The following is a 22815-nucleotide window of genomic DNA, read 5'->3' on the forward strand; positions in this document are numbered from 1 at the left end:
CCATCGATAAAAGCGGGGGACAGTAGCTGGTTCTGTGGCCTGACGGCCACTCGGAGGTGGGTCAAAATTAATGGCCAGTAGTGGGTCATTTTAATTGGCCACTAACACGTAAGCAAAGTCCGGCTGTTTCAGGCTCTGATGCCAAGCTTCCAGCCGCTGGTTGAGCTCCACCACGGTCTGCTCCGCCACCTCACGGCTCATGGCCGGCGGCTGATAAAACCCCGCCTCTCGAAGGTAGGCACAGTTGTCAAAGGCCCCCAGAAAGCGCGTCGCGTACGGACTGGGGCAATAGTGGCGGCCAATGTCGGTTTCCTGGAACATCGTCACTAGCAAGATGTAAAGGGTGGTCAGGGTCTCCAGAAGTGGATCTGCAGCCAGTATGACCGCATCGCTGCCGAAGGCCTCCGGCTGAATCAATCGGTGGCTATCAAGAGCATGTCCAGTGCGGGCCATTTCCTTCAATTGTTGGTCACTCTGAATCACATACTGTCGCCAGTAGTGATCTGAAGGGACGACGATATTCTGGCCTAGGGCATTCGTCGTCATTTCGCCTTCGTGCATGCTGCTCAACCAGTCCAGCATCTCTTCGTCGGTAGGGGTGTCGTCGTAGGGCATGTGGTACATGAGTAAACTCCAGGTGAAGGTGTTTGGAGCGTTGTGCTCGTACGATCACCTGGTCATGTAAAGAATTACAGCACTGCCGTAAAGTGAGCCAGGTCGCTTGAGAGGATCTGCCCACCGAGACCGTTGTTCTCAGTACGTAGCCCCTTTTGGACTCGTCTGTCTCATGATGCTTTCCACTACCGGTAGTTCGGCTCGATCCCTTAGGGGGATCTCCCTGCCAGCCTGTGACGTCTGTGTGGGAGGGTAGATGGATGAGAAGGCTTCCCCTGATGTCTCTGCTGGGCTTTCACTACGTGAGCCCAATGCTCTGTGTTGCCATGAACACTAATGATGTTTATCCCATTAATAACATAGAAAGCCAAATAGATACTGACTGCCAAGGTAGGGGATACCGTGGATGAGAAATCCTATGGGCTTTGAATGCCGGGTGGGTGGAACCCCGCGCTTTAAAAAAGTTAGTGTCGGGTAAGTAAAGCCATAGGCTGGCTGTCATGTGGGCTGGCCGAATGCAGATTGCCCCTTTCCGGGCCTTCGACCGCACCTTGAAGCGATTCCGCGCAAGTACGTCAAGGTCGTGGGAATCCCGCGATGGGTTGGAGCGAGCTGCCGGCCTTATACGGTTTCTTGGCCGTTCACTGGATTCAGTTCTGGACGACCAATCCGATTTTTTCCACCTTCGGCACAGTTCGCTTAGAAACACTGGCAAGAGCAAGGGGGGGGGCAAGTAACTGAAGTTGGTTGCAGACAACCAACGGTTTTGGGGTGAAGAAGAGGTTAGTAATCAACCCGGCAGCGACGCTACCTGATGGTCATCTGCCAGATTCGACAATAACTTCAGTAACAGAGGCCCAGCCTTAATGGCCAGGAAGCAAGCCCGGGCCAAAACCCAGAGTGGTCATTCCAATCGTTAATTGATCTGCTACATCCGCTATTTGTAGCAACAGTAGCCGTGGCCGAGCCCATTTCTTACGGCTTTCCATCCCTTCGGTATCGCAAGTCGGCCTAAGCGATCGAGTATCAGCTTTCTAAGCCAACGCCCTCCACTGACCCAGCTGAATATAAACAAAGAGCAGTCTTACTAAGAGTAACGTTAGCAGACGTTACGCTCCCGCAGTATGCGTTTTAAAGCACGGGTTTTAGGATGAGTACTCGGTCATCAACAGAGGAGCTCACAATGTCTATTAACAACGGAACTGATGTATTCATTCTCAGGTTAAAGCACGTAATCGAACGAACGGGTCTATCTCGCTCAACAATCTACCGAAAACTCGATCCTGGATCAGAGCAATACGACCCCTCGTTCCCAAAACAGGTGCGTCTTGGTGGGGGATCTGTTGGGTGGGTCGAGTCAGAATTGAATGGCTGGCTTGAGGAGTGCGTTAACTCACAGAGGATCGCGTGATGACCTCTTTTGTCACTCAGACAAGTAACCCAGAGCCGTGGGTTGAAAGCGTATGGTCGCTTTCGTCTTTGCCGAGGAGGGATTCTCCATTCCCGTGGCATATTGGACTACCGCTTTTCAACGCGCTGGTTGACGAAGCTCAGAGCAATGTTCAAGCGCCTAGGGCTCTCATTGTCAACAGCGCCTTGACGGCATTAGCCCTAGCTCAGCAGGGACTAATTGACGTGCGCAAGCCGAATGGGCAGAGGGGGCCAACATCCATCATGATGCTGACTATTGCCGATTCAGGGGAGCGTAAGTCTACTGTAGATAATACGTTTCTGGACCCGATACGTAAATTTCAACGCAAGCATAAATCTAGGTACGAGGAAAGTTTGCGAAAGTGGCAGGTTGAGCATGATGTTTGGAACACCCGGCGGAAAGCTCTGATCAAGAGCATCGCTAAAAAGGCTTCCAGCGGGTCCTCTTCAACACTTGAAGAACAGATGCTTTTGGAGAACGAGAGTAATGAACCCGTCAGGCCTAAAGGGCGCAAACTGCTTTATGAGGATTCGACTTCTGAGGCGCTGTTTTATGAGCTCTCCCAGAATTGGCCAACTGCAGGGCTGGTTTCGAGCGAAGGCGGCGGGGTGCTGGCCGGTTCCGCGCTCAAGGATCTATCGAAGCAGAATGCGATGTGGAGCGGTGATTCCATTACCGTAGACCGCAAGAGTGGCCAGAGCTATGAGTTGGTAGGAGCGCGCCTGACGGTATCGCTCATGGTTCAAAAAAGTAGCTTTGACAAGTATATGGAGAAGTACGGTGAAACTTCCCGTGGGTCCGGGCTATGGGCACGCTTTTTCGTAGCCCAACCACCGTCCACCCAAGGCAGTCGCTTCATCACGAAGGTAACTCAATCATGGCAGCATCGAGATAAATTTACTGAACGTCTGAATACGTTGTTAGAAGAGAATGTCACGTTACTTGAAGAGTCTACAAAAGAAAAACAAGTCGTGCAGTTTAGTTCTGAGGCTTCAGAACGATGGTTTGAGGTTGCAAACGCGATCGAGGCAGAGATTAGACCAGGTGGCAGGTTTGAGAGAGCCGGGGATCATGCGTCGAAGCTTGCTGATAACATTGCTCGACTGGCCGCACATTTCCACTGGTTTGAAGGGTTCGAAGGAGGCATATCGAGAGAGACTCTTGAGTTAGCAATCAATACGTGCTTTTGGTATTCAAACGAGTTCCTCCGGCTGTTCGTCCCCCCACCCCAGGAGCTGACCGACGCCCATGAGTTGAACGAGTGGATGATCCATATCCAAATGCGCGGTCAGCGCTATATTCGGAGGAATTATATCCGGCAATATGGCCCGAACCGCTTGAGAGATAAGCGGCGCCTGGAGACGGCCCTGGACCTGCTTCAAATAGATGGGCGAATTTCAATGTTTATGATGGGAAAAGTCGCATGCATAGATTTACGGCCATGGGAGCTTTATGAGCCACTAACTGCGCAAGCTGTGATATTTGGGCAGATGAGATCAGACGGCTCTTAAAAGCCTCATTGGAGGTTGCAGCTATCTGGTATGGGGGAAGTGCTGAATGCACTGGCTGAGGCAGTTTTTTATAGCATGATCGGAAATTAATTAGAGGGAATGTGCCGAGTCTGGGCCAGGTCAAAAGAGGACGGTCCAGAGTAACACTACCTCCGAAGGGAATTCTGGGCGCGATATGCCATCTATGGTCTATCTTGGGTTAATCTGGCCGGATTATCGTTGCGGTAGCTCCTGCCAACTTCCTCGTGAACCCCTTGCCATCTGGCCCACTGAGTTCCTTGATTATGGTATACCGAAGAGCAAAGTATTTCTTGGTTCTCCTGGATTCCATTGCTTTCCAGTATCCTTTGGCTGCCTCATTCATGATTATCAAAGCGCTGGATGCGTAATCGTTATAGTTGTTGATGGTATCTTGCGATAACTGGTTTCGTGGTGGAGCATCACGGTATAGGTGATCAGGTAAAATGGCATTTGTCGCTTGCTCTATAACGTCTCTTCCTACTTCTCTGTGTGCCCACCGTTGCCGAAACCAATCTTTGATTATTGCCTTGTCTACATTGCCGCCAGCGGAAAAGAAAAACGTCGAGGCTTCATTGAGATGTGCAAGCATTGTTGAGGTCCAAGGCTCTGGTTCAAATTTGCCGTAATTACGCCCAGTTGCACGAGATCTACGGGCTATTTTATCAAGGTCGTTGGCGCAAATTAGCAGGCTATCAGTTCGGATGGGTACTGACTTTTCAGTAGTGGGTTGTTGTTGCTGGCCTAGCCAATCGAGACCCTCTTCGGAGGGCTGATATGTGAGAAAGCCACCAAACATGTTGAGTTTCTGGTGTCTTTGGTCGGGATAACGTTTTGTGTAGCTGAGCGTGTCGATGCACTCCACGCTGCCGTCCGCGTTCATGAGTCCTACGGCGGGAAACACTTTCTTTCCGATTTTCACTCGATGCATTAAGAGTGAACACTCAGACGGTTTGAGGCAGAGAAATTCAATCTCACGATGAACCCGGATCAGCGGCTCCTGCTGCAACCGTCTGTTGGCTGGACGACCGAAGATGCCGTCTCCGGATCTAAGAGTGTCGCGACCTCTGATATAGACTTCGACGGCATCGGGTATATCAATAAGGAAGCTGCATTTCTCCTGTGATGCCAATTCGAACAAGGTGGCAAGTGAGATTGACAGGTCTTGAGCAGCCTTTTCAGCCGGAAAGAGACTGTAGTTACTGTCTGAGATATCAGGCATGCGAAGCTCCAGCTCCTAAATTTCCGCCGTAATCCAAGCTTTTGGCGTTACGAATTTCATACAGTCATTATCGTGGGCTCGAAACTTTAGTCCCTGGCTTTGAGCTCGTCCAGATAGTTGGCCCAGTGCTGCATCATGGATCGCCTCTCGTCCAAGAACTCGGTTCGGTTATACGCCCGCCCATGCATATCAGCCACGCGGTGGCCTAATTGCATCTCAATCAAGTAAACGGGATAGCGAAGTTCTTCTTGCAACAAAGTCCTAGCCATTGCCCGGAAGCCGTGCGCGGTCATTTTCCCACCATAGCCAGTGCGGTCGAGAGCGGCTTTGATCGCCACGTTGCTCATGGGTCGTTTCGCGTCTCTGGCATTGGGAAATACGTAAGGGCTGCGGTGTTTTGTAATCGGTTCGATTTGTCTCAGAATTGCAATTGCCTGTTCTGACAAGGGAACCACTAAAGGAGCCCCATTCTTTGTGGTCGGCAACTCCCACTGGGTTTTGGCAAAGTCAATTTGATCCCAAAGCATCTGCCTTAGATCCCCAGGTCGGGTGAACACCAGAGGTGAGAGCTTTAAGGCAGCTGAGGTCGCATAGTGGCCGTGATACGCGTCGATATCTTTCAACATGATCGAAACCTGGTCTGGGCGGACCAACGCATGTTGGTGCTTTATCTGCGTTTTCGGCAGGTAGCCCGTCAGATCCCGCGTAACGTCTGAATCGGCCCTCGATGTTGCGACAGCGTATCGAAAAACCAAGCTTATAAGCGTCTTGACCCGGTGTGCAGTCTCTATATTTCCCTTTTTGGTGATTCTATCCAGCACTTGTAAGACGTCAGCTGGCTCAATTGAACGGATAGGTCGCCTGGCAAGTTGAGGAAAGGTATAAATCTCCAATCTTCTCCAGTTGCGCACGGCGTGTGACTCTGTAACTTCAACGGAATGCTTTTGCTTGAACCAGTCCTCGCAGAGTGAGCGAAATGTGTTCTCCCCATCAGAGGTTCTCTGTGCGGACTCCCGTTGCCTGTGTGAGCTGGGGTCAATATTCTGTTGAAGCAGTCCTTTTGCGTCATCGCGGGCCCGGCGAGCATCTGCTAGGGAGACTTGCGGGTAACTGCCCAGCGAAAGTGTTTTTTCATTACCCGCAAACCGGTACCTAAGCCACCAGTACTTCGATTCTCCCTTGATCACTAGGGTAAGGCCGCCACCGTCCGCTAGCTTCCGTATCTTCCCGGAACCTTTGGCATTTTTCACTTCATTGGCGGATAGTTTATTGAGTTGACGGGCCATAGATCTAGGGTTTGTGGGTAACGGTGGAAGGATAGAGAGTGTTACCCACAATGTTACCCGCAATTTTTCTGGGATGCTATGAGATCAATAGGAATCGTGTGGGCATAAAAAAGCCCCGATGACGGGGCTTTGGGGCGTTTCTAGGGATCTTATGGGACTCCTTGAAACTTTTGGTTGGTGGAGACGGCGGGAATTGAACCCGCGTCCGCCAGTACTCAGCCTTGAGCTCTACATGTTTAGCGTCCTTCTATTAATTTAACCTCAAACGACCCAAAGGCCAGGGTGTAAGAGGCGAGCCCTTTGAATCTTAGCCGTTAGCCAGTGGGCTCTGGATAACGGAGCATCCCGTATAAGATGACGTCCTGAGATGTAGCTTCCGGGCTACAGGCAACCCGGTCAGGACGACTAGCAGCTTACGCTGCTAGTGAGTAGTTATCGTCGTTTGCGACTATTGCGTTGCAGCTTGGGATTAACGAGATTCGCTGCCATCTCGACATGCACTCAAGGGATCGTCACCGGCGTCGAAGCCATGTCGTCCCCTTACTCTTAGTATATGGGGCCGAACCCACACACTTCAAGGTGTTTTATCGCTATGTGCTCAGCCGGTGTTGTGCTCTCGCAGTATGCGTTGCTTCTGTCGGTTCCAGTCGCGCTCTTTTTCCGTGGCCCGCTTGTCGAACAGCTTCTTGCCCTTCACCAGCGCGATTTCGCACTTTACCTTGTTCTTTTTCCAGTAAAGTGCCAGCGGAACACAGGTATGGCCGGCCTGGTTGACCTTGCCCATCAGCCTGGCGATTTCCTTGGCGTGCAGCAACAGCTTGCGATTCCTGGTCGGATCCGCAACGACATGGGTTGAGGCTGCAATAAGCGGCGTGATTTGCGCGTTGAACAAAAAGGCCTCGCCATCGCGGAACAATACATAGGCCTCGGTGATCTGGCCCTTGCCGGCACGCAGGGATTTGACCTCCCAGCCCAGTAACTGAACGCCGGCTTCTATGCGTTCCTCGATGTGATATTCATGCCGGGCCTTCTTGTTGAGGGCGATAGTGCCCCCGGAATTCGCCGGTTTCTTTTTGCTCATGGAGTCTTTCCGTTGGACATTCGTGTCACTGATGTATCGTCTGGGCTTTGCCAGGTTGGCCAGACGTAGATGGGGTCAATCCGGTCGCAGACAAGGGGTGAAGTGTAACCCAGGTCCGGATATCGGGTCATCCGTCAGACGATTTCGGCTACAATGAGGGCACTTCCTGGAACAGGTAATCGAATGCCGACACCATTGAACACGACCTTGGGGCTCTGGAGCGGACGGAGCACCTTTTTCTGGGCCGCCGCTGCCGCCACCATCGGGCTGGGCAATCTGTGGTACTTCCCCTGGCTGGCCAGTCAGTTCGGAGGCGGTTATTTCGTTCTGATGTATCTGGCTTTTCTGCTTCTGGTGACGCTCCCGCTGATATTGGCAGAAAGTGCCCTGGGGCGGCATTCCCGTCACAACATCGCCCTGGCCATGCGGACCGAGGCGCAGAGCCGGCGGCTTTCCCCCCGCTGGCGCTGGGTGGGGCGGGTCAGTGTTTTATCCGGTTTTCTGGTTCTGTCCATCACCCTTGTCATCGGCTCTATTTGTCTTGCCTATGTGTTCTATGGGGCATTGGGGGCGTTCGCGGACGCAACACCGGCCTCCATGACCCATACGCTTGGTCGGCTGGTCGAAAACCCTCATGAGTATCGGGGCTTTGTGGCCTGGCATCTGGGGTTTGTGGTCCTGGTTGGGCTGGTTGCCGTCCGTCAGGCTTTGGTGGAGCGTGCGGTCCGCCTGGTCATGCCGGTGTTTCTGATATTGCTGGTGGCATTGCTGGGCTGGAGTTATTGGCAGGGTGCCGGGGCCGGCTCGCTGGACGCCGTGATGGGACTCCGGTGGCACGATGTCAGTTTCCAGAGCGCGTGGGTTGCCCTGTCCCATGCATTCTATACGCTGGGTATCGGGCTGGGAGTCTGGACGGTGATGGGCGCACTGATGGCTCCGGGGACACCCCTGAAGCGGTCTGTCGTTGGTGTGGCGCTGCTGGACACGATCGTTGGTGTGATGGCCGGGGTGGTGATTTATGGCATAGCCCAGTCAATGATCAATCCCACCGACGCAAGAGGCTTCGGTCTGGTTTTCATTGCACTGCCGGTGGGGCTGGGTGGTTTCGATTATCACCAGCTGCTGTCCACAGCCGTGTTTGTGGCGATCCTTCTGGTTGCCTGGACCTCGGCACTTGTTCTGGTGGAGGCGGTTGTTGGCTGGTTGCGGGAATGGCTGGTGTCGCCGCGGCCGGTATCGGTGCTTCTGGTGCTGGTGCTGGCCTGGCTTACCGGTCTGGTCACCCTGTTTTCATTCAATATCTGGTCTGATGTCCAGTTTCTCGGCCTGACGCCCTTTCGCTGGATTGAACTGGTCACCAGTGGCCTTCTGATTCCACTGGTTGCTGCGGCGCTTGCGGTTTTTCTGGGGTGGCTGGCGCCGGTGGGTTATCTCTCGGAGCTCCTGGGGGGCGCCCATCAATGGCTGGCCCGTCTGTGGCACTTTGCCTTGCGCTATCTGCTGCCAGTGGTTGTAGTGGCCGTCGGGGCAAGCTATTCGGTGGCATCGCTGCAACTGATGTGCGAGAACGGCAATCTGGTCTGGTGCAGACAGCCGGCCCATGAGCTGACAACTGGCAGCCAGAGCGAGAGTAGCCGGAACATGGATCAAACGCCCGGAAGGCAAAAGGGCCCTGGCCGGGCGGCGGATTTTTGAGCACGGTGATGCCGCAAAACAGGAGCAAATCGGATATCATGGCAGGCAGTGATCAGCAACAGGAAAATCAGGATTCATGGCTCATCAGATTGATAAAAGCGCCCTGGTAATGCACTCCGCAGAGCGCATGTTCGCCCTGGTTGACGATGTGGCAAGTTACCCGGAATTCCTCCCCTGGTGTGCCGGAACAGAAGTGCATGAGCGGACCGATGCCGAGGTGCTGGCATCGATGGACGTGGCCAGGGGCGGCGTGAAGCATCGCCTGACCACTCGCAATCGGCTGTTGTCCCATGAGCGGATTGATATGATTCTGGTGGATGGCCCGTTCCGGGATCTGGAAGGGCGCTGGCAGTTCCTGCCTCTCGACAGCAATGCCTGCAAGGTAGTGCTGCAGCTGGACTTCGAGTTTTCCGGAGCCCTGTCGCGAATGACGTTCGGTCCGGTTTTCAACCAGGCCGCCAGCACCATGGTTGAAGCTTTCTGTCGCAGGGCAAATGAGATCTACGCACAGACGATGGTGGCACGCTGATGCAGGTGGAAGTGGCTTATGCAACCCCGGAGCGTCAGGAAATTGTTCCGGTGCAGGTAGCCCAGGGCACCACTATGTTGGAGGCGGTTCGCCAGTCGGGCATCGGTGACCTGTTCCCCGGGCTGGATCCCGAGAATGTCGACATGGGCATATTCGGCAAGGTGGTCAAAGAGCCAGCGGAGCATGTGCTGCGGGAAGGTGACCGGGTCGAGCTCTACCGTCCGCTCAAGATCGATCCCAAGCAGGCCCGGAAGAACCGGGCGCGCAAAAAGGCGTGATCACGGGCAGCTTGCCGTCAGTAAGCGGGCAGCTCGTCCAGCATGTCCTTGTCAAGGTGGGTGAAGTTGTCACCATCATAGTGGACGGTCACCCTTTGTTTGCGTATTTTCCCTCCAGCTTCCTGAAAGGTGTACACATAGTATTCAACAGAGGTATCCGCTGCATTCAGCGTTAATGGGGTGCCGAGAGCGGAGTGCACCTGAGAGCGTGACATGCCGGGTTCCAGTTGGGCGATTTCTTTATCGGTAACGATGTTCCCCTGCTGGACGTTCATCTTGTAGACGCCAGGGAATGCGCAGCCGGCAAGAAGCGCCAGCAGCAGAACAGGTACAACTTTATGGATCAGGTGCATCAGGAACGGATGTCCTTTTGGCCGGGAATGAAACGGTTTATCAGTCGGATTAAGGCGGTATAATACCGGAAGCACTGAACACACCAAAGAGCGAAGATCATTATGTCATCGGAAAACGCCGAACTGCGCAAGGTAGGCCTGAAAGTAACGCTGCCCAGGGTGAAGATTTTCAACATCCTGGAAACAGCGGAAGAGCATCACCTGAGCGCCGAGGATGTGTACAAGAAACTGCTGGATCAGGGTGACGACGTGGGCCTCGCGACGGTTTACCGGGTTCTGACCCAGTTTGAAGCGGCGGGCCTGGTGCTGCGTCATAATTTCGAGGGTGGTCATGCCGTCTTCGAAATGGCCGGCGATGACCATCACGATCATATGGTCTGTACACAGACTGGTGAGGTCATCGAATTTGTCGATGAAGTGATTGAAGAGCGTCAAAGAAAAATCGCCGAAGAGCACGGCTACGAGATTGTTGACCACAGCCTGATCCTCTACGTGAAGCCGGCCCGCAAGTCCTGACGAGCCGCCCCTTCCCCGGCGCGGTCGTCTGCGGGCGGCCGTGCGATCTCGCGCTGCCCATGAGTCCCGGATTTTTCTTTTGCTGTTGCCAAAAAAAAGAGCGCCGGGGCGGCACTCTAAAAAGCTCTCTGACGAGAAGGGAGTCCGTGAGAGCTGTGTTCCTCTGTTCATCCCGAACCCGGGATACTCTGTTCAGTGGTGAGTGGCCTGCCCTTTGGTGTACATCTCCCGTGCATGAGCCAGGGTCTGTTCTGTCATGTCGACGCCACCGAGCATGCGTGCTACCTCGCTGATGCGCCCCTGATCGTTCAGTGTCTCGATTTTCGAGAAGGTGGTGTCGGCCTCGGTAAACTTGCTGACAAACAGGTGCTGATGGCTTTGCGCCGCAACCTGGGGCAGGTGGGTTACACAGATAATCTGACCGCTTTCTCCCAGGGCGCGGAGCAATCTGCCGACCACTTCCGCTGTGCCGCCACCGATGCCGACGTCTACCTCATCAAACACCAGCGTTGGCGTAGTGGAGGTCTGGGCGACCACAACCTGAATCGCCAGACTGATCCGGGACAGCTCACCACCGGAAGCCACCTTGGCCAGGGGGCGCGCCGGCTGGCCGGGGTTGGCGCTTATCAGGAATTCAATGTCTTCATTGCCGGCCGGACCGGGTTCGTCGTTGCGGCTGTCCAGCTGGCTGATGAACTGCATGGTGGGCATGCCCAGTTCCGTCAGTTCCTCGCCGATACGCTGGTCCAGAGTCGCGGCACCTTCGCGCCGGGCCAGTGACAGCTTGTCGGCAACGGTCTGGTAGGCCTTCCGGTAGTTTTCCACGTCTGCTTCCAGCTGCTCCAGGCTGCCGCCGCTGTTGTCCAGTTCGGCCAGCTCATCGCTCAGGCGCTGGTGCAGCTGCGGCAACTGTTCCGGCTGGATTCTGTGTTTGCGCGCCAGCTGGTAAATGGCGCTCAGGCGTTCTTCCACTTCCTGCAGGCGCTCCGGGTCCGCCTCGTAATCGTCGACGAAGTGAATCAGATTGTTGCCAGCTTCCGATAGCTGGATCTGGGCTTCGTTCAGCATCTGGATGGTGTCGGCCAGTGCCGGTACTGCCACCGGCAACTGCTCGAGCTGCTGTAGCGCCTGGCGGACCATGTCTGCCGCGCTGGTTTCATCCTCGGAGCACAACATGGCCGCCTGGTGGCTGTGCTGACGCACGGTTTCCGCGTGGCTGAGCTGTTCCTGCTCCTGTTCCAGCTGTGACTGCTCGTCTACTTCCAGGGCCAGCCGGTCCAGCTCTTCCACCTGATAGCGCAACAGTTGCAGGCGGGCTTCGGTTTCGTCGGCATTCTGTTGCCGACTGATCAGGCGTTCACGGGCCTGGTGCCACTGCTTCCAGGCGAGCCGCGTCTTGATGGCCAGGTCTTCAGAGCCGGAAAACTCGTCCAGCAGGCGGCGGTGGGTGTCCTTTTTCATCAGTGACTGGTGCTGATGCTGGCTGTGGATGTCCATCAAGGTCGCACCCAGTTCCTTCAGCTGGTTCAGGGGGCAGGGCTGTCCGTTGATATAGGCGCGGGACCGGCCATCGCGGCCGATCACACGTCGCAGGATGCAGTCGTTGCCGTCATCCAGGTCCTGCTCCTCCAGCCACTCCCGGGCCTCGGTGATGCGGGCAATATCAAAGGTGGCGGTAATGTCCGCCCGCTTGGCGCCGTGGCGTACTGCACCGGCATCGCCACGGCCTCCCATGGCCAGTGCCAGTGCGTCCAGCACGATGGACTTGCCGGCACCGGTCTCGCCGGTGAGGGCGGTCATGCCATTTTGGAACTGGAGCTCGACGCGCTCGGCAATGGCGTAATTGGAAACCGTGAGTTGAGTCAGCATGTGGTGTCTCCCTGAGTCACGAACACTGTTCAAGAATACAGTAACTGTGAATATATACAGCAAAAACACTGTATGCAAACCCAGCTATGCGGTTTTGTGATTTTTTCGCGGTTGAAAGGATGTATTTGGGCCCCATATCGGTTGGCAAGTTTCCATCAATATCGGGTAATAGCGCGGCCAGCCGCGCATTGAATCAAGCGGGAGTAGCTGATGAGCGCTGACGAGAATCGCAACGAGAAAGTCGACGAGGAGCTGAAGGCAGAGGAGCGCGCCGGTGAGCCCGTCTCCGAGAAGCAGGAAGGCGAGACCTCCTCGGTGGAGGAAGACCCCGACTCCATGGAAGCCCGCGTAAAGGAGCTTCAGGAGCAGGTACTGAGAAGTCAGGCCGAGATGCAGAATGTGCGCCGGCGGGCGGAAATCGACGTGGAGAAGGCGCGCAAGTTCGCCCTCGAGCGGTTCGTCAAGGAACTGCTGCCGGTGGCGGATAGCCTGGAAAAGGCGGTGGAGAGCACCGAGAACCAGAAGAGCACCGATGAGGTGGTTACCAACATCCGCGAGGGTGTCGAGATGACCCTGGACCTGTTCATGAAGAGCCTGGGCAAGTTCAATGTCGAGCCGCTGAACCCGGTGGGCGAGCCGTTTGATCCCCAGCTGCACGAGGCCATGTCCATGGTGCCGGCTCCGGACGCGGAGCCCAACTCCGTGGTCGCGGTGATGCAGAAGGGCTATACCCTCAACGGACGCCTGGTCCGCCCCGCCATGGTGATGGTTGCCAAAGCAGAAGATGGGCCAAAAATCGACGAGCAGGCTTGAAAAGTCGACGTCGGAGCCAATATAGGCAGGTAACAGTCAAAAGCCGTCCCGGTCGGGCCGGCACAGAATCAGACAAAACCGGATATCACACATTCGGTCTGGACAGCTAAACGGAGTGATTTCATGAGTAAGATTATCGGTATCGACCTGGGCACGACCAACTCCTGTGTTGCCATCATGGATGGTGACAAGGTCAAGGTTATCGAAAACGCCGAAGGCGATCGCACCACGCCTTCCATTATCGCCTACACCGACGATGGCGAGACCCTGGTTGGCCAGTCTGCCAAGCGTCAGGCAGTCACCAACCCGCACAACACGCTTCATGCCATCAAGCGTCTGATCGGCCGTCGTTTCGAAGACGACGTGGTACAGAAAGACATCAAGATGGTGCCGTACAAGATCACCAATGCCGACAACGGTGATGCCTGGGTGGAAGTGAAAGGCGAGAAGATGGCGCCGCCCCAGGTGTCCGCCGAAGTGCTGAAGAAAATGAAGAAGACCGCGGAAGACTACCTGGGTGAGAAAGTCACCGAGGCGGTTATCACCGTTCCGGCCTACTTCAATGACAGCCAGCGTCAGGCCACCAAGGATGCCGGCAAGATCGCCGGCCTGGAAGTGAAGCGGATCATCAACGAGCCGACCGCTGCTGCACTGGCTTATGGCATGGACAAGCAGAGTGGCGATCGTACCGTCGCTGTCTATGACCTGGGTGGTGGTACGTTTGACCTGTCCATCATCGAAATTGCCGATGTGGATGGCGAGCACCAGTTCGAGGTTCTGGCGACCAACGGCGACACCTTCCTGGGTGGTGAGGACTTTGACCTGAAGGTCATCGAATACCTGGCGGATCAGTTCAAGAAGGACAGCGGCATCGACCTGCGTGGCGATTCACTGGCCATGCAGCGCCTGAGAGAAGCGGCCGAGAAGGCCAAGATCGAGCTGTCCAGCAGCCAGCAGACCGACGTCAACCTGCCGTATATCACGGCTGACCAGGCCGGTCCCAAGCACATGAACGTCAAGCTGACCCGCGCCAAGCTTGAGGCGCTGGTGGAAGACCTGATCGAACGCAGCCTCGAGCCCTGCAAGGTGGCCCTGAAGGACGCCGGCCTGTCCGGCAACGAGGTTGACGAAGTTATCCTGGTCGGCGGCCAGACCCGCATGCCGTTGGTGCAGGAGAAGGTGAAGAACTTCTTCGGCAAGGAAGCACGGAAAGACGTCAACCCGGACGAAGCCGTTGCAATCGGCGCAGCCATCCAGGGCGCGGTTCTGTCAGGCGACGTGAAAGACGTGCTGCTGCTGGACGTGACTCCGCTGACCCTGGGCATCGAGACCATGGGTGGCGTAGCCACACCGCTGATCGACAAGAACACCACGATCCCGACCAAGAAGTCGCAGACCTTCTCTACGGCCGAGGACAACCAGACCGCGGTGACCATCCACGTGGTTCAGGGCGAGCGCAAGCAGGCGTCCCAGAACAAGTCGCTGGGCCGGTTTGATCTGGCGGATATCCCGCCGGCACCGCGCGGCGTGCCGCAGGTCGAGGTAACTTTCGACATCGACGCCAACGGTATCCTCAACGTGTCCGCCAAGGACAAGGCTACCGGCAAGGAACAGTCCATCGTGATCAAGGCCTCCTCCGGTCTCAACGAAGACGAGATCGAGAAGATGGTCAGCGACGCCGAGGCCAATGCCGAGGAAGATCGCAAGTTCGAGGAGCTGGTCCAGGCCCGCAACCAGGGTGACGCCATGGTTCACACCGTGCGCAAGACCCTGAACGACGCCGGCGACAAGGTCACCGACGATGAGAAGGAAAATATCGAGTCCGCCATCAAGGAACTCGAGGAAGCGCTGGAAGGCTCCAACAAGGAAGACATCGAGGCCAAGACCCAGAAGCTGACCGAAGTGTCTGGCGAGCTGGCCCAGAAGATGTACGCCAACGAAGGCGAGCAGGCCCAGCAGGCCGGCGGTGAAGAGCAGGCCAGTGGCACCTCCGATGACGCCGTTGATGCGGAGTTCGAGGAAGTGAAAGACGACGACAAGCGCTAAGCGCCAACGTCAGTGCAGTAATAACGCGGGGGTTGGTTTATCGCCCCCGCGTTTTCTGCGTTTGAGAACAGTGGGTTCCTGCGATGTCAGGGCCCGGTATCGGTTTGGAGTCAGTGCGAATAGCCCATTGGCTCCCGGCACAGACAGGTTTTTCAACAAGGTTTTCCAGCATGGCCAAACGTGACTACTACGAAGTTCTCGGGGTATCCCGGGATACGGACGAGAAGGAGATCAAGCGGGCCTATCGCAAGCTCGCCATGAAATACCATCCGGACCGTAACCCGGACGACGCTGAAGCAGAGGTCAAGTTCAAGGAGGCCACGGAAGCCTACGACGTGCTGATGGACGCCAACAAGCGCGCGGCCTACGACCAGTTCGGTCATGCCGGCGTGGATGGTCAGGCCGGCGGTGGCGGCGGCTTTGGTGGCGGTGGCGCCAGCTTCTCGGACATCTTTGGCGATGTGTTCGGCGATATCTTCGGCGGTGGCCGGGGGCGCAGCAATCGCGGTGCCGACCTGCGTTACACCCTGGAGCTGGATCTTGAGGAAGCCGTTCACGGCACCACCGTGCAAATCCGGGTGCCTGGTCACGTGGAATGTGATCTTTGCGAAGGCAGCGGTGCCGCCAAGGGTTCCCGTGCGGAAACCTGTGGCACCTGTAAAGGCATGGGTCAGGTTCGCATGCAGCAGGGCTTCTTCACCGTGCAGCAGGCCTGTCCGACCTGTCGTGGCGCTGGTCAGGTCATCAAGAATCCGTGCAGCAAGTGTCATGGTGCCGGCCGCCTGCAGGAAGAGAAGACCCTTTCCGTCAAGGTTCCGCCCGGCGTTGATACCGGTGACCGGATCCGCCTGTCCGGTGAAGGCGAAATGGGCATTGATGGTGGTCCGCCGGGTGATCTGTATGTGCAGGTTGCGGTGCGGGAACACTCCATCTTCACCCGCGATGGGCGCAACCTCTATTGCGAGGTGCCTATCAGTATTGTGGATGCGGCTCTTGGCGGCGAGCTGGAAGTGCCGACCCTGGATGGTCGCGTCAAGCTCAAGATCCCGCCCGAGACCCAGACCGGCAAGCTGTTCCGGCTGCGTAACAAGGGGGTTTCCCCGGTGCGTGGCGGCCCGGCGGGCGACCTGCTTTGCCGCGTAATGGTGGAAACGCCGGTCAACCTGACCAAGAAACAGAAGGACCTGATGGAGCAGTTCCAGGAGACCCTGGATGGCAACAACGGCAACAATCACGGGCCCCGGAAAACTAACTGGTTTGAAGGCGTGAAGAACTTCTTTGACGAAATGAAATTCTGAGGTTTGCCATGACACGGATTGCGGTAACCGGTGCGGCCGGGCGAATGGGCAAGGTACTGATCGAAGCCATTGATGAGGCGGACGACCTCACGCTGGGTGCCGCCATTGTTCACCCGGAAAGCTCCCTGATTGGTGCGGATGCCGGTGAAATGGCCGGTATCGGCAAGAACGGCGTGGCCCTGGCCGGCAATGTCGGGGATGTGAAGGATGCCTTCGATATCCTGATCGATTTCACCTTCCCGGATCTGACGCTGGAGAACCTGGCGTTCTGCAGTGAGCACGGCAAGGCGGTCGTTATCGGCACCACCGGCATGACCGATGCGGAAAAGGAACAGGTCAGGCTGGCGGCCGAGAAGACACCGGTGGTGTTTGCGCCCAACATGAGCGTCGGCATCAACGTGATGCTGGACCTTCTGCACAAGGCCGCATCAGCACTTGGCGATGATTACGATGTGGAAATCATCGAGACCCATCACCGTCACAAGAAGGACGCCCCCTCCGGTACTGCATTGCGCCTGGGCGAGGCGGTTGCCGACGCCCTCGGGCGTGATCTCGGGGAGTGCGCCGTCTACGGGCGGGAAGGCTTCACCGGTGAGCGTTCCCGTGACGAGATCGGTTTCGAAACCGTTCGCGCGGGGGATGTGGTCGGTGATCATACAGTGTTGTTTGCCACCATGGGCGAGCGCATCGAGATCACCCACAAGGCCAGCAGCCGCATGACCTTCGCCAAGGGCGCCATACGCGCGGCGCGATGGCTGCAGGGCAAGCCGGCCGGGCTGTATGACATGCAGGATGTGCTGTCTCTTAAAGACTAAGCGTCCTGCTCTTGTTTTACCCCCTCTCCCTTGAGGGGAGAGGGTTGGGGTGAGGGTGGAGCAGGCAACTCTCAAGTTTGGTCTCTAGCGTCCTGCGGGCGTCCCCCTCACCCTGCCCCTCTCCCTCGTTGGGGAGAGGGTATGCAAGGCGTTGAATCCTGCAGGCTCCTCGCCGAGGAGAGGGAATGTCCGTCACAGGCTGTTGGGGGTGGACATCTTTAGCATGGACACAGATCGCCGTATTTTCTACAATAAGGCGATTTAACTGCACCAAGCGTAACCTGAAAACAGAGCCCGCCCGGAAGTCCGGATGATTTCGAGGGCGGATACAGAAGCGGGACGGGGCAACACCCCCTCTCGCTTTTTTGCGACCTGAATTTGCGCTTGCGTTCCCGTTCGCCCAAACGAACCCGATTGAGGATACACGCCTTGAGTACACCAGCCATCCTTGCACTCGCAGACGGAAGCCTGTTTCACGGAGTCGCCATCGGCGCCGACGGCGAAACCAGTGGTGAGGTGGTTTTCAATACCGCCATGACCGGTTACCAGGAGATCCTCACGGATCCGTCCTACGCCCGTCAGATTGTAACCCTGACCTATCCTCATATTGGCAACACCGGTATCAACGATGAGGATGTGGAATCCGACCACATCCAGGCCGCCGGCCTTATCATTCGTGACCTGCCGCTGATGGCCAGCAACTGGCGCAGCCAGCAGACCCTGTCCGACTACCTGAAGGAAAGCAACCGCATCGGTATTGCCGGCATCGATACCCGCCGCCTGACCCGTATCCTGCGCGACAAGGGCTCCCAGAATGGCGCCATTGTCGCCGGTGAAAGTGTCACCGCCGAGGGTGCCCTGGAACTGGCCGAGGCCTTCCCGGGCCTGAAAGGCATGGATCTGGCCAAGGAGGTCTGCCGCAAGGACACCTGGACCTGGGACGAGACCGAGTGGGTCCTGGGCGAAGGCTATGGCAAGCGCACTGAAAACCGCTTCAAGGTGGTGGCCTGGGACTACGGCGTCAAGAAGAACATCCTGCGTATGCTGGCCAGCCGGGGCTGCGAGCTGACTATCGTGCCGGCACAGACGCCTGCCTCCGAGGTGCTGGCGATGAATCCCGATGGCGTCTTTCTGTCCAACGGCCCCGGTGACCCCGAGCCCTGCGACTACGCCATCACCGCCATCCGCGAGGTGCTGGAAACCGATATCCCCGTATTCGGCATCTGCCTGGGCCATCAGCTGCTGGCACTGGCCAGCGGGGCAAAAAGTATAAAGATGGGCCATGGCCACCACGGCGCCAACCACCCGGTGCAGAATCTCCAGGACGGCACGGTGATGATCACCAGCCAGAACCACGGTTTCGCGGTGGACGAAACCTCCCTGCCGGACAATGTGGAAGCGACCCACAAGTCCCTGTTCGACGGCACGCTCCAGGGCCTGCGACGTACCGACAAACCGGCGTTCAGCTTCCAGGGCCACCCGGAAGCCAGCCCGGGGCCCCATGACGTGGCCCCGCTGTTCGACCAGTTTATCCGGCTGATGGAAGCACGCACCGCGTAAGCGGGCGCCCGACACAGCGTTGCCGAAAGGCTCCACGAATCTGAATTTAGCTGACAGGTTGACTGAGAAATGCCAAAGCGGACCGACATCAAGAGCATCCTGATCCTGGGCGCTGGCCCCATCGTGATTGGCCAGGCGTGCGAGTTTGACTATTCCGGGGCCCAGGCCTGCAAGGCCCTGCGGGAAGAGGGGTTCCGGGTAATCCTGGTGAATTCCAACCCGGCCACCATCATGACCGACCCGGCCATGGCGGATGCCACCTACATTGAGCCCATCACCTGGCGCACGGTCGAGAAGATCATCGAGAAGGAGCAGCCGGACGCGTTGCTGCCCACCATGGGTGGTCAGACCGCACTGAACTGCGCCCTCGACCTCGAGAAGCACGGCATCCTCGACAAGCATGGCGTGGAAATGATTGGCGCCAATGCCGACACTATCGACAAGGCCGAGGACCGGGACCGGTTCGACAAGGCCATGCGGAAAATCGGCCTGGAATGCCCCAAGGCGACCATCGCTCACTCCATGGCAGAAGCCTGGAAGGTGGCTGATGAGATCGGGTTCCCCTGCATTATCCGCCCGTCCTTTACCATGGGCGGCTCCGGTGGCGGTATTGCCTACAACCGGGAAGAGTTCGAGGAAATCTGCACCCGGGGGCTGGACCTGTCACCCACCAACGAGCTGCTGATCGACGAATCCCTGATCGGTTGGAAGGAATACGAGATGGAGGTCGTTCGTGACAAGAACGACAACTGCATCATCGTCTGTGCCATCGAGAACTTCGATGCCATGGGGGTGCACACTGGCGATTCCATTACCGTCGCGCCGGCCCAGACCCTCACCGACAAGGAATACCAGATCATGCGGAACGCCTCGCTGGCGGTGCTGCGTGAAATTGGCGTGGAAACCGGCGGCTCCAACGTGCAGTTCGGGGTCAATCCGGACAACGGCCGCATGGTCGTCATCGAGATGAACCCGCGGGTGTCCCGTTCCTCCGCGCTGGCCTCCAAGGCCACTGGCTTCCCTATTGCGAAGGTGGCGGCCAAGCTGGCGGTGGGCTACACCCTGGACGAGCTGCAGAACGACATTACCGGCGGCATCACGCCGGCGTCGTTCGAGCCCAGCATCGACTATGTGGTCACCAAGATTCCCCGCTTCACCTTCGAGAAATTCCCCCAGGCGGACGCCCGCCTGACCACCCAGATGAAGTCCGTGGGTGAGGTGATGGCCATCGGCCGGACTTTCCAGGAATCCATGCAGAAAGCCCTGCGTGGGCTGGAAGTGGGTTCCGAAGGCTTCGAGGAAAAGGTCGACCTGGACAGCACCAGCGGCCGCGAGACGCTGATCAAGGAACTCAATGTACCCGGTGCCGAGCGTATCTGGTTCATCGGTGAGGCGTTCCGCGCCGGCATGACCGTTGACGAGGTGTTCCGCCACACCAATGTGGACCCCTGGTACCTGGTGCAGATCGAAGACCTTATTCTGGAAGAGGCGGCCCTCAAGACCACCGGAAAGACCGAAATTGACCGGGACACCCTGTTCCGCCTCAAGCGCAAGGGCTTCTCCGACGGTCGTCTGGCCAAGCTGCTGGGCATTTCCGAAGTATCCCTGCGCAAGTTGCGCCATGATCTGGACGTGCGCCCGGTGTACAAGCGGGTGGACACCTGTGCCGCCGAGTTCGCCTCGTCCACGGCTTACATGTATTCCACCTATGAGGAAGAATGCGAGGCCGAGCCTTCCGACAGCGAAAAGATCGTGGTCATCGGTGGCGGACCCAACCGCATCGGGCAGGGCATAGAGTTCGATTACTGCTGTGTTCACGCCGCCCTGGCCATGCGCGAGGATGGTTACGAAACCATCATGATCAACTGTAACCCGGAGACCGTTTCCACCGACTACGACACCAGCGACCGGCTCTACTTCGAGCCCATCACCCTGGAAGATGTGCTGGAGATCGTCTACAAGGAAAAACCAAAGGGTGTCATTGTGCAGTATGGCGGCCAGACACCGCTGAAACTGGCCCGTGGCCTGGAAGCCGCCGGTGTGCCCATCATCGGCACTAGCCCGGACGCCATCGACCGCGCCGAGGACCGGGAGCGTTTCCAGCAGATGATCACCCGCCTGGGCCTGAAACAGCCGGAAAACGCCACCGTGCGCAGCCACGAGGAAGGCATCCTGGTGGCCCGGGAAATTGGCTATCCGCTGGTGGTGCGTCCGTCCTATGTGCTGGGTGGTCGTGCCATGGAAATCGTCTACAACGAAGAAGAGCTGGTGCGCTACATGCGTGATGCCGTGCTGGTCTCCAACGACAGTCCGGTACTGCTGGACCACTTCCTTAACGCCGCGATCGAGATCGATATCGATGCCATCAGCGACGGCCAGGACGTGGTTATCGGGGGCATCATGCAGCATATCGAGCAGGCCGGTGTGCACTCTGGTGACTCCGCCTGTTCACTGCCCCCGTATACCCTGCCGAAAGAGGTGCAGGACGAGATGCGCGAGGCGGTCAAGAAGATGGCCCTGGAGCTGGAAGTCATCGGCCTGATGAACGTGCAGCTGGCCTGGCAGGACGGGGAGATCTACGTGATCGAAGTGAACCCCCGCGCTTCCCGCACCGTGCCATTCGTCTCCAAGGCCGTGGGTGTGTCCCTGGCCAAGGTGGCTGCCCGCTGCATGGCCGGTCGCACGCTCAAGGAGCAGGGCTTTACCCAGGAAATCGTGCCGACCCACTTCTCGGTGAAAGAATCGGTGTTCCCGTTCAACAAGTTCCCGGCGGTGGATCCCATCCTGGGGCCGGAAATGAAGTCCACCGGCGAAGTCATGGGTATCGGCGACAGTTTCGATGAAGCCTTTGCCAAGGCTGCCCTGGCCGCCGGTGAGCGTCTGCCGGCCAAGGGCACGGCGTTTATCTCGGTACGCGAAGTCGACAAGCCCGGTGTGCTCAGGCTCGCCAAAGACCTGGTGGAAGCGGGCTTCCGTCTGGTGGCCACCACCGGTACCGCCCGGGTGATCACCGAGGCCGGCCTGGAGGTGGAACGGGTCAACAAGGTCGGCGAGGGCCGCCCGCACATTGTCGACGCCATCAAGAACGGCAAGGTTCAGCTGATCATCAATACCACCGAGGGCCGCAAGGCCATCGCGGACTCGGCCCAGATCCGCCAGTCGGCGCTGCAACACAAGGTGACCTACACAACCACGCTGGCAGGGGGCGAAGCCTTCTGCCGCGCCATCAAATTCGGACCCGAGCGGACGGTACGCCGTCTGCAGGAACTGCATTCAGGAAATTGATTATGACGACTCGAGTACCCATGACCATCAAAGGCGAAGCAAGCCTGCGGGAAGAGCTTCGGCAGCTCAAGTCCGTCGATCGTCCCGAAGTCATTCAGGCCATCGCCGATGCCCGTGCGCACGGCGACCTCAAGGAAAACGCCGAATACCACGCGGCCCGGGACCAACAGGGCTTCATCGAGGGGCGTATCCAGGAAATCGAGAGCAAACTGTCAGCCGCCCAGGTGATCGACGTCACCAGCATTGAGAACACCGGTAAGGTGATCTTCGGCACGACCGTGAAGCTGCTCAACGTGGAAACTGACGAGCAGGTGACCTATCAGATCACCGGAGAGGACGAAGCCGACATCAAGGGTGGCAAGATCTCGATTTCGTCACCCATCGCCCGCGCCCTGGTGGGCAAGAGCGAGGGTGATGTCGTGGCCATACGCGTGCCGTCTGGCACCGTGGAGTACGAAATCGAGGAAGTGGAGCATATCTGAGGCTGTGACATAGCACCGGCTTCCGCTTTAGCCCCTCTCCCTCGAGGGGAGAGGGGTTGGGGTGAGGGTGGGGACCGCGAACTCCAGAGTACGACTCTTTTCACCCTCTCC

Annotated in this window: 19 protein-coding genes and 1 other RNA gene; 13 read left to right on the top strand and 7 right to left on the bottom strand. The window is 57.4% G+C overall.

Going from position 1 to position 22815, the window contains the following annotated elements; genetic code table 11:
- Nucleotides 1-90: 90 nt before the first annotated feature.
- The gene (locus IE079_RS14475; RefSeq protein WP_189577507.1) at nucleotides 91-624 is read right to left on the bottom strand and encodes a hypothetical protein; all 534 of its coding nucleotides are present in this window, start codon (nucleotides 622-624) and stop codon (nucleotides 91-93) included.
- A 1174-nt stretch (nucleotides 625-1798) separates the two neighbouring features.
- On the opposite strand from IE079_RS14475, the gene IE079_RS14480 reads away from it, so the two are divergent.
- Together IE079_RS14480 and IE079_RS14485 are read left to right on the top strand one after the other, a co-directional pair.
- Entirely contained in the window at nucleotides 1799-2026 is a 228-nt protein-coding gene (locus IE079_RS14480) for a helix-turn-helix transcriptional regulator (protein WP_227712524.1), read from the top strand.
- Complete coding sequence (locus IE079_RS14485) at nucleotides 2026-3558, top strand: YfjI family protein (protein WP_189577508.1); 1533 nt, start codon at nucleotides 2026-2028, stop codon at nucleotides 3556-3558. Before IE079_RS14480 ends, IE079_RS14485 begins: the two co-directional genes overlap by 1 nt.
- Nucleotides 3559-3757: 199 nt before the next feature.
- On the opposite strand, the gene IE079_RS14490 is transcribed toward IE079_RS14485, so the two are convergent.
- The 4 genes from IE079_RS14490 to smpB all read right to left on the bottom strand — a co-directional run bounded on the left by IE079_RS14490 (nucleotide 3758) and on the right by smpB (nucleotide 7165).
- Nucleotides 3758-4798, bottom strand: a complete 1041-nt coding sequence (locus tag IE079_RS14490) for a hypothetical protein (protein WP_189577509.1) — start codon at nucleotides 4796-4798, stop codon at nucleotides 3758-3760.
- Nucleotides 4799-4884: 86 nt separating this feature from the next.
- The gene (locus tag IE079_RS14495; RefSeq protein WP_189577510.1) at nucleotides 4885-6084 is read right to left on the bottom strand and encodes a tyrosine-type recombinase/integrase; all 1200 of its coding nucleotides are present in this window, start codon (nucleotides 6082-6084) and stop codon (nucleotides 4885-4887) included.
- Between the two features lie 175 nt (nucleotides 6085-6259).
- Nucleotides 6260-6624, bottom strand: a transfer-messenger RNA (tmRNA) gene (gene ssrA, locus IE079_RS14500).
- Nucleotides 6625-6682: 58 nt separating this feature from the next.
- Nucleotides 6683-7165: an SsrA-binding protein SmpB gene (gene smpB / locus IE079_RS14505; protein ID WP_189577511.1), complete on the bottom strand. Its 483-nt coding sequence runs from the start codon at nucleotides 7163-7165 to the stop codon at nucleotides 6683-6685.
- A gap of 183 nt (nucleotides 7166-7348) precedes the next feature.
- On the opposite strand from smpB, the gene IE079_RS14510 reads away from it, so the two are divergent.
- The 3 genes from IE079_RS14510 to IE079_RS14520 all read left to right on the top strand — a co-directional run bounded on the left by IE079_RS14510 (nucleotide 7349) and on the right by IE079_RS14520 (nucleotide 9667).
- A complete protein-coding gene (locus IE079_RS14510) occupies nucleotides 7349-8860 on the top strand; it encodes a sodium-dependent transporter (protein WP_189577512.1) in 1512 nt (503 codons plus the stop codon).
- A gap of 76 nt (nucleotides 8861-8936) precedes the next feature.
- Complete coding sequence (locus IE079_RS14515; RefSeq protein ID WP_189577513.1) at nucleotides 8937-9389, top strand: type II toxin-antitoxin system RatA family toxin; 453 nt, start codon at nucleotides 8937-8939, stop codon at nucleotides 9387-9389.
- Nucleotides 9389-9667: an RnfH family protein gene (locus tag IE079_RS14520; RefSeq protein ID WP_189577514.1), complete on the top strand. Its 279-nt coding sequence runs from the start codon at nucleotides 9389-9391 to the stop codon at nucleotides 9665-9667. Before IE079_RS14515 ends, IE079_RS14520 begins: the two co-directional genes overlap by 1 nt.
- A gap of 17 nt (nucleotides 9668-9684) precedes the next feature.
- Here the strand turns inward: IE079_RS14520 and IE079_RS14525 are convergent, their stop codons facing one another.
- Nucleotides 9685-10020 carry an outer membrane protein assembly factor BamE gene (locus IE079_RS14525; RefSeq protein WP_227712525.1) on the bottom strand — a complete coding sequence of 112 codons (336 nt, stop codon included), beginning with the start codon at nucleotides 10018-10020 and terminating at the stop codon, nucleotides 9685-9687.
- A gap of 102 nt (nucleotides 10021-10122) precedes the next feature.
- Between IE079_RS14525 and fur the strand changes: the two genes are divergently transcribed.
- On the top strand, nucleotides 10123-10536 hold the full coding sequence (gene fur / locus IE079_RS14530; RefSeq protein ID WP_189577515.1) for a ferric iron uptake transcriptional regulator: 414 nt from the start codon (nucleotides 10123-10125) through the stop codon (nucleotides 10534-10536).
- A gap of 192 nt (nucleotides 10537-10728) precedes the next feature.
- Here fur and recN read toward each other — a convergent pair whose 3' ends face one another.
- Entirely contained in the window at nucleotides 10729-12405 is a 1677-nt protein-coding gene (recN, locus tag IE079_RS14535; RefSeq protein WP_189577516.1) for a DNA repair protein RecN, read from the bottom strand.
- 210 nt (nucleotides 12406-12615) lie between these two features.
- On the opposite strand from recN, the gene grpE reads away from it, so the two are divergent.
- The 7 genes from grpE (at nucleotide 12616) to greA (ending at nucleotide 22704) form a co-directional block, all read left to right on the top strand.
- Nucleotides 12616-13218: a nucleotide exchange factor GrpE gene (gene grpE, locus IE079_RS14540; protein WP_189577517.1), complete on the top strand. Its 603-nt coding sequence runs from the start codon at nucleotides 12616-12618 to the stop codon at nucleotides 13216-13218.
- Nucleotides 13219-13341: 123 nt separating this feature from the next.
- Nucleotides 13342-15264: a molecular chaperone DnaK gene (gene dnaK / locus IE079_RS14545; protein ID WP_189577518.1), complete on the top strand. Its 1923-nt coding sequence runs from the start codon at nucleotides 13342-13344 to the stop codon at nucleotides 15262-15264.
- Between the two features lie 170 nt (nucleotides 15265-15434).
- Nucleotides 15435-16562, top strand: coding sequence for a molecular chaperone DnaJ (gene dnaJ / locus IE079_RS14550; RefSeq protein WP_189577519.1), 1128 nt, complete (start codon nucleotides 15435-15437; stop codon nucleotides 16560-16562).
- Between the two features lie 8 nt (nucleotides 16563-16570).
- Nucleotides 16571-17377 (top strand): 4-hydroxy-tetrahydrodipicolinate reductase, encoded by an 807-nt coding sequence (gene dapB, locus IE079_RS14555; protein WP_189577520.1) that lies wholly within the window; start codon nucleotides 16571-16573, stop codon nucleotides 17375-17377.
- A 429-nt stretch (nucleotides 17378-17806) separates the two neighbouring features.
- A complete protein-coding gene (carA, locus tag IE079_RS14560) occupies nucleotides 17807-18937 on the top strand; it encodes a glutamine-hydrolyzing carbamoyl-phosphate synthase small subunit (RefSeq protein ID WP_189577521.1) in 1131 nt (376 codons plus the stop codon).
- 69 nt (nucleotides 18938-19006) lie between these two features.
- Complete coding sequence (carB, locus tag IE079_RS14565; RefSeq protein WP_189577522.1) at nucleotides 19007-22222, top strand: carbamoyl-phosphate synthase large subunit; 3216 nt, start codon at nucleotides 19007-19009, stop codon at nucleotides 22220-22222.
- Between the two features lie 2 nt (nucleotides 22223-22224).
- Nucleotides 22225-22704, top strand: a complete 480-nt coding sequence (gene greA, locus IE079_RS14570) for a transcription elongation factor GreA (protein ID WP_189577523.1) — start codon at nucleotides 22225-22227, stop codon at nucleotides 22702-22704.
- Nucleotides 22705-22815 lie beyond the last annotated feature (111 nt).

It is taken from the genome of Marinobacter zhanjiangensis, from assembly GCF_014651935.1.
GTDB lineage: Bacteria > Pseudomonadota > Gammaproteobacteria > Pseudomonadales > Oleiphilaceae > Marinobacter > Marinobacter zhanjiangensis.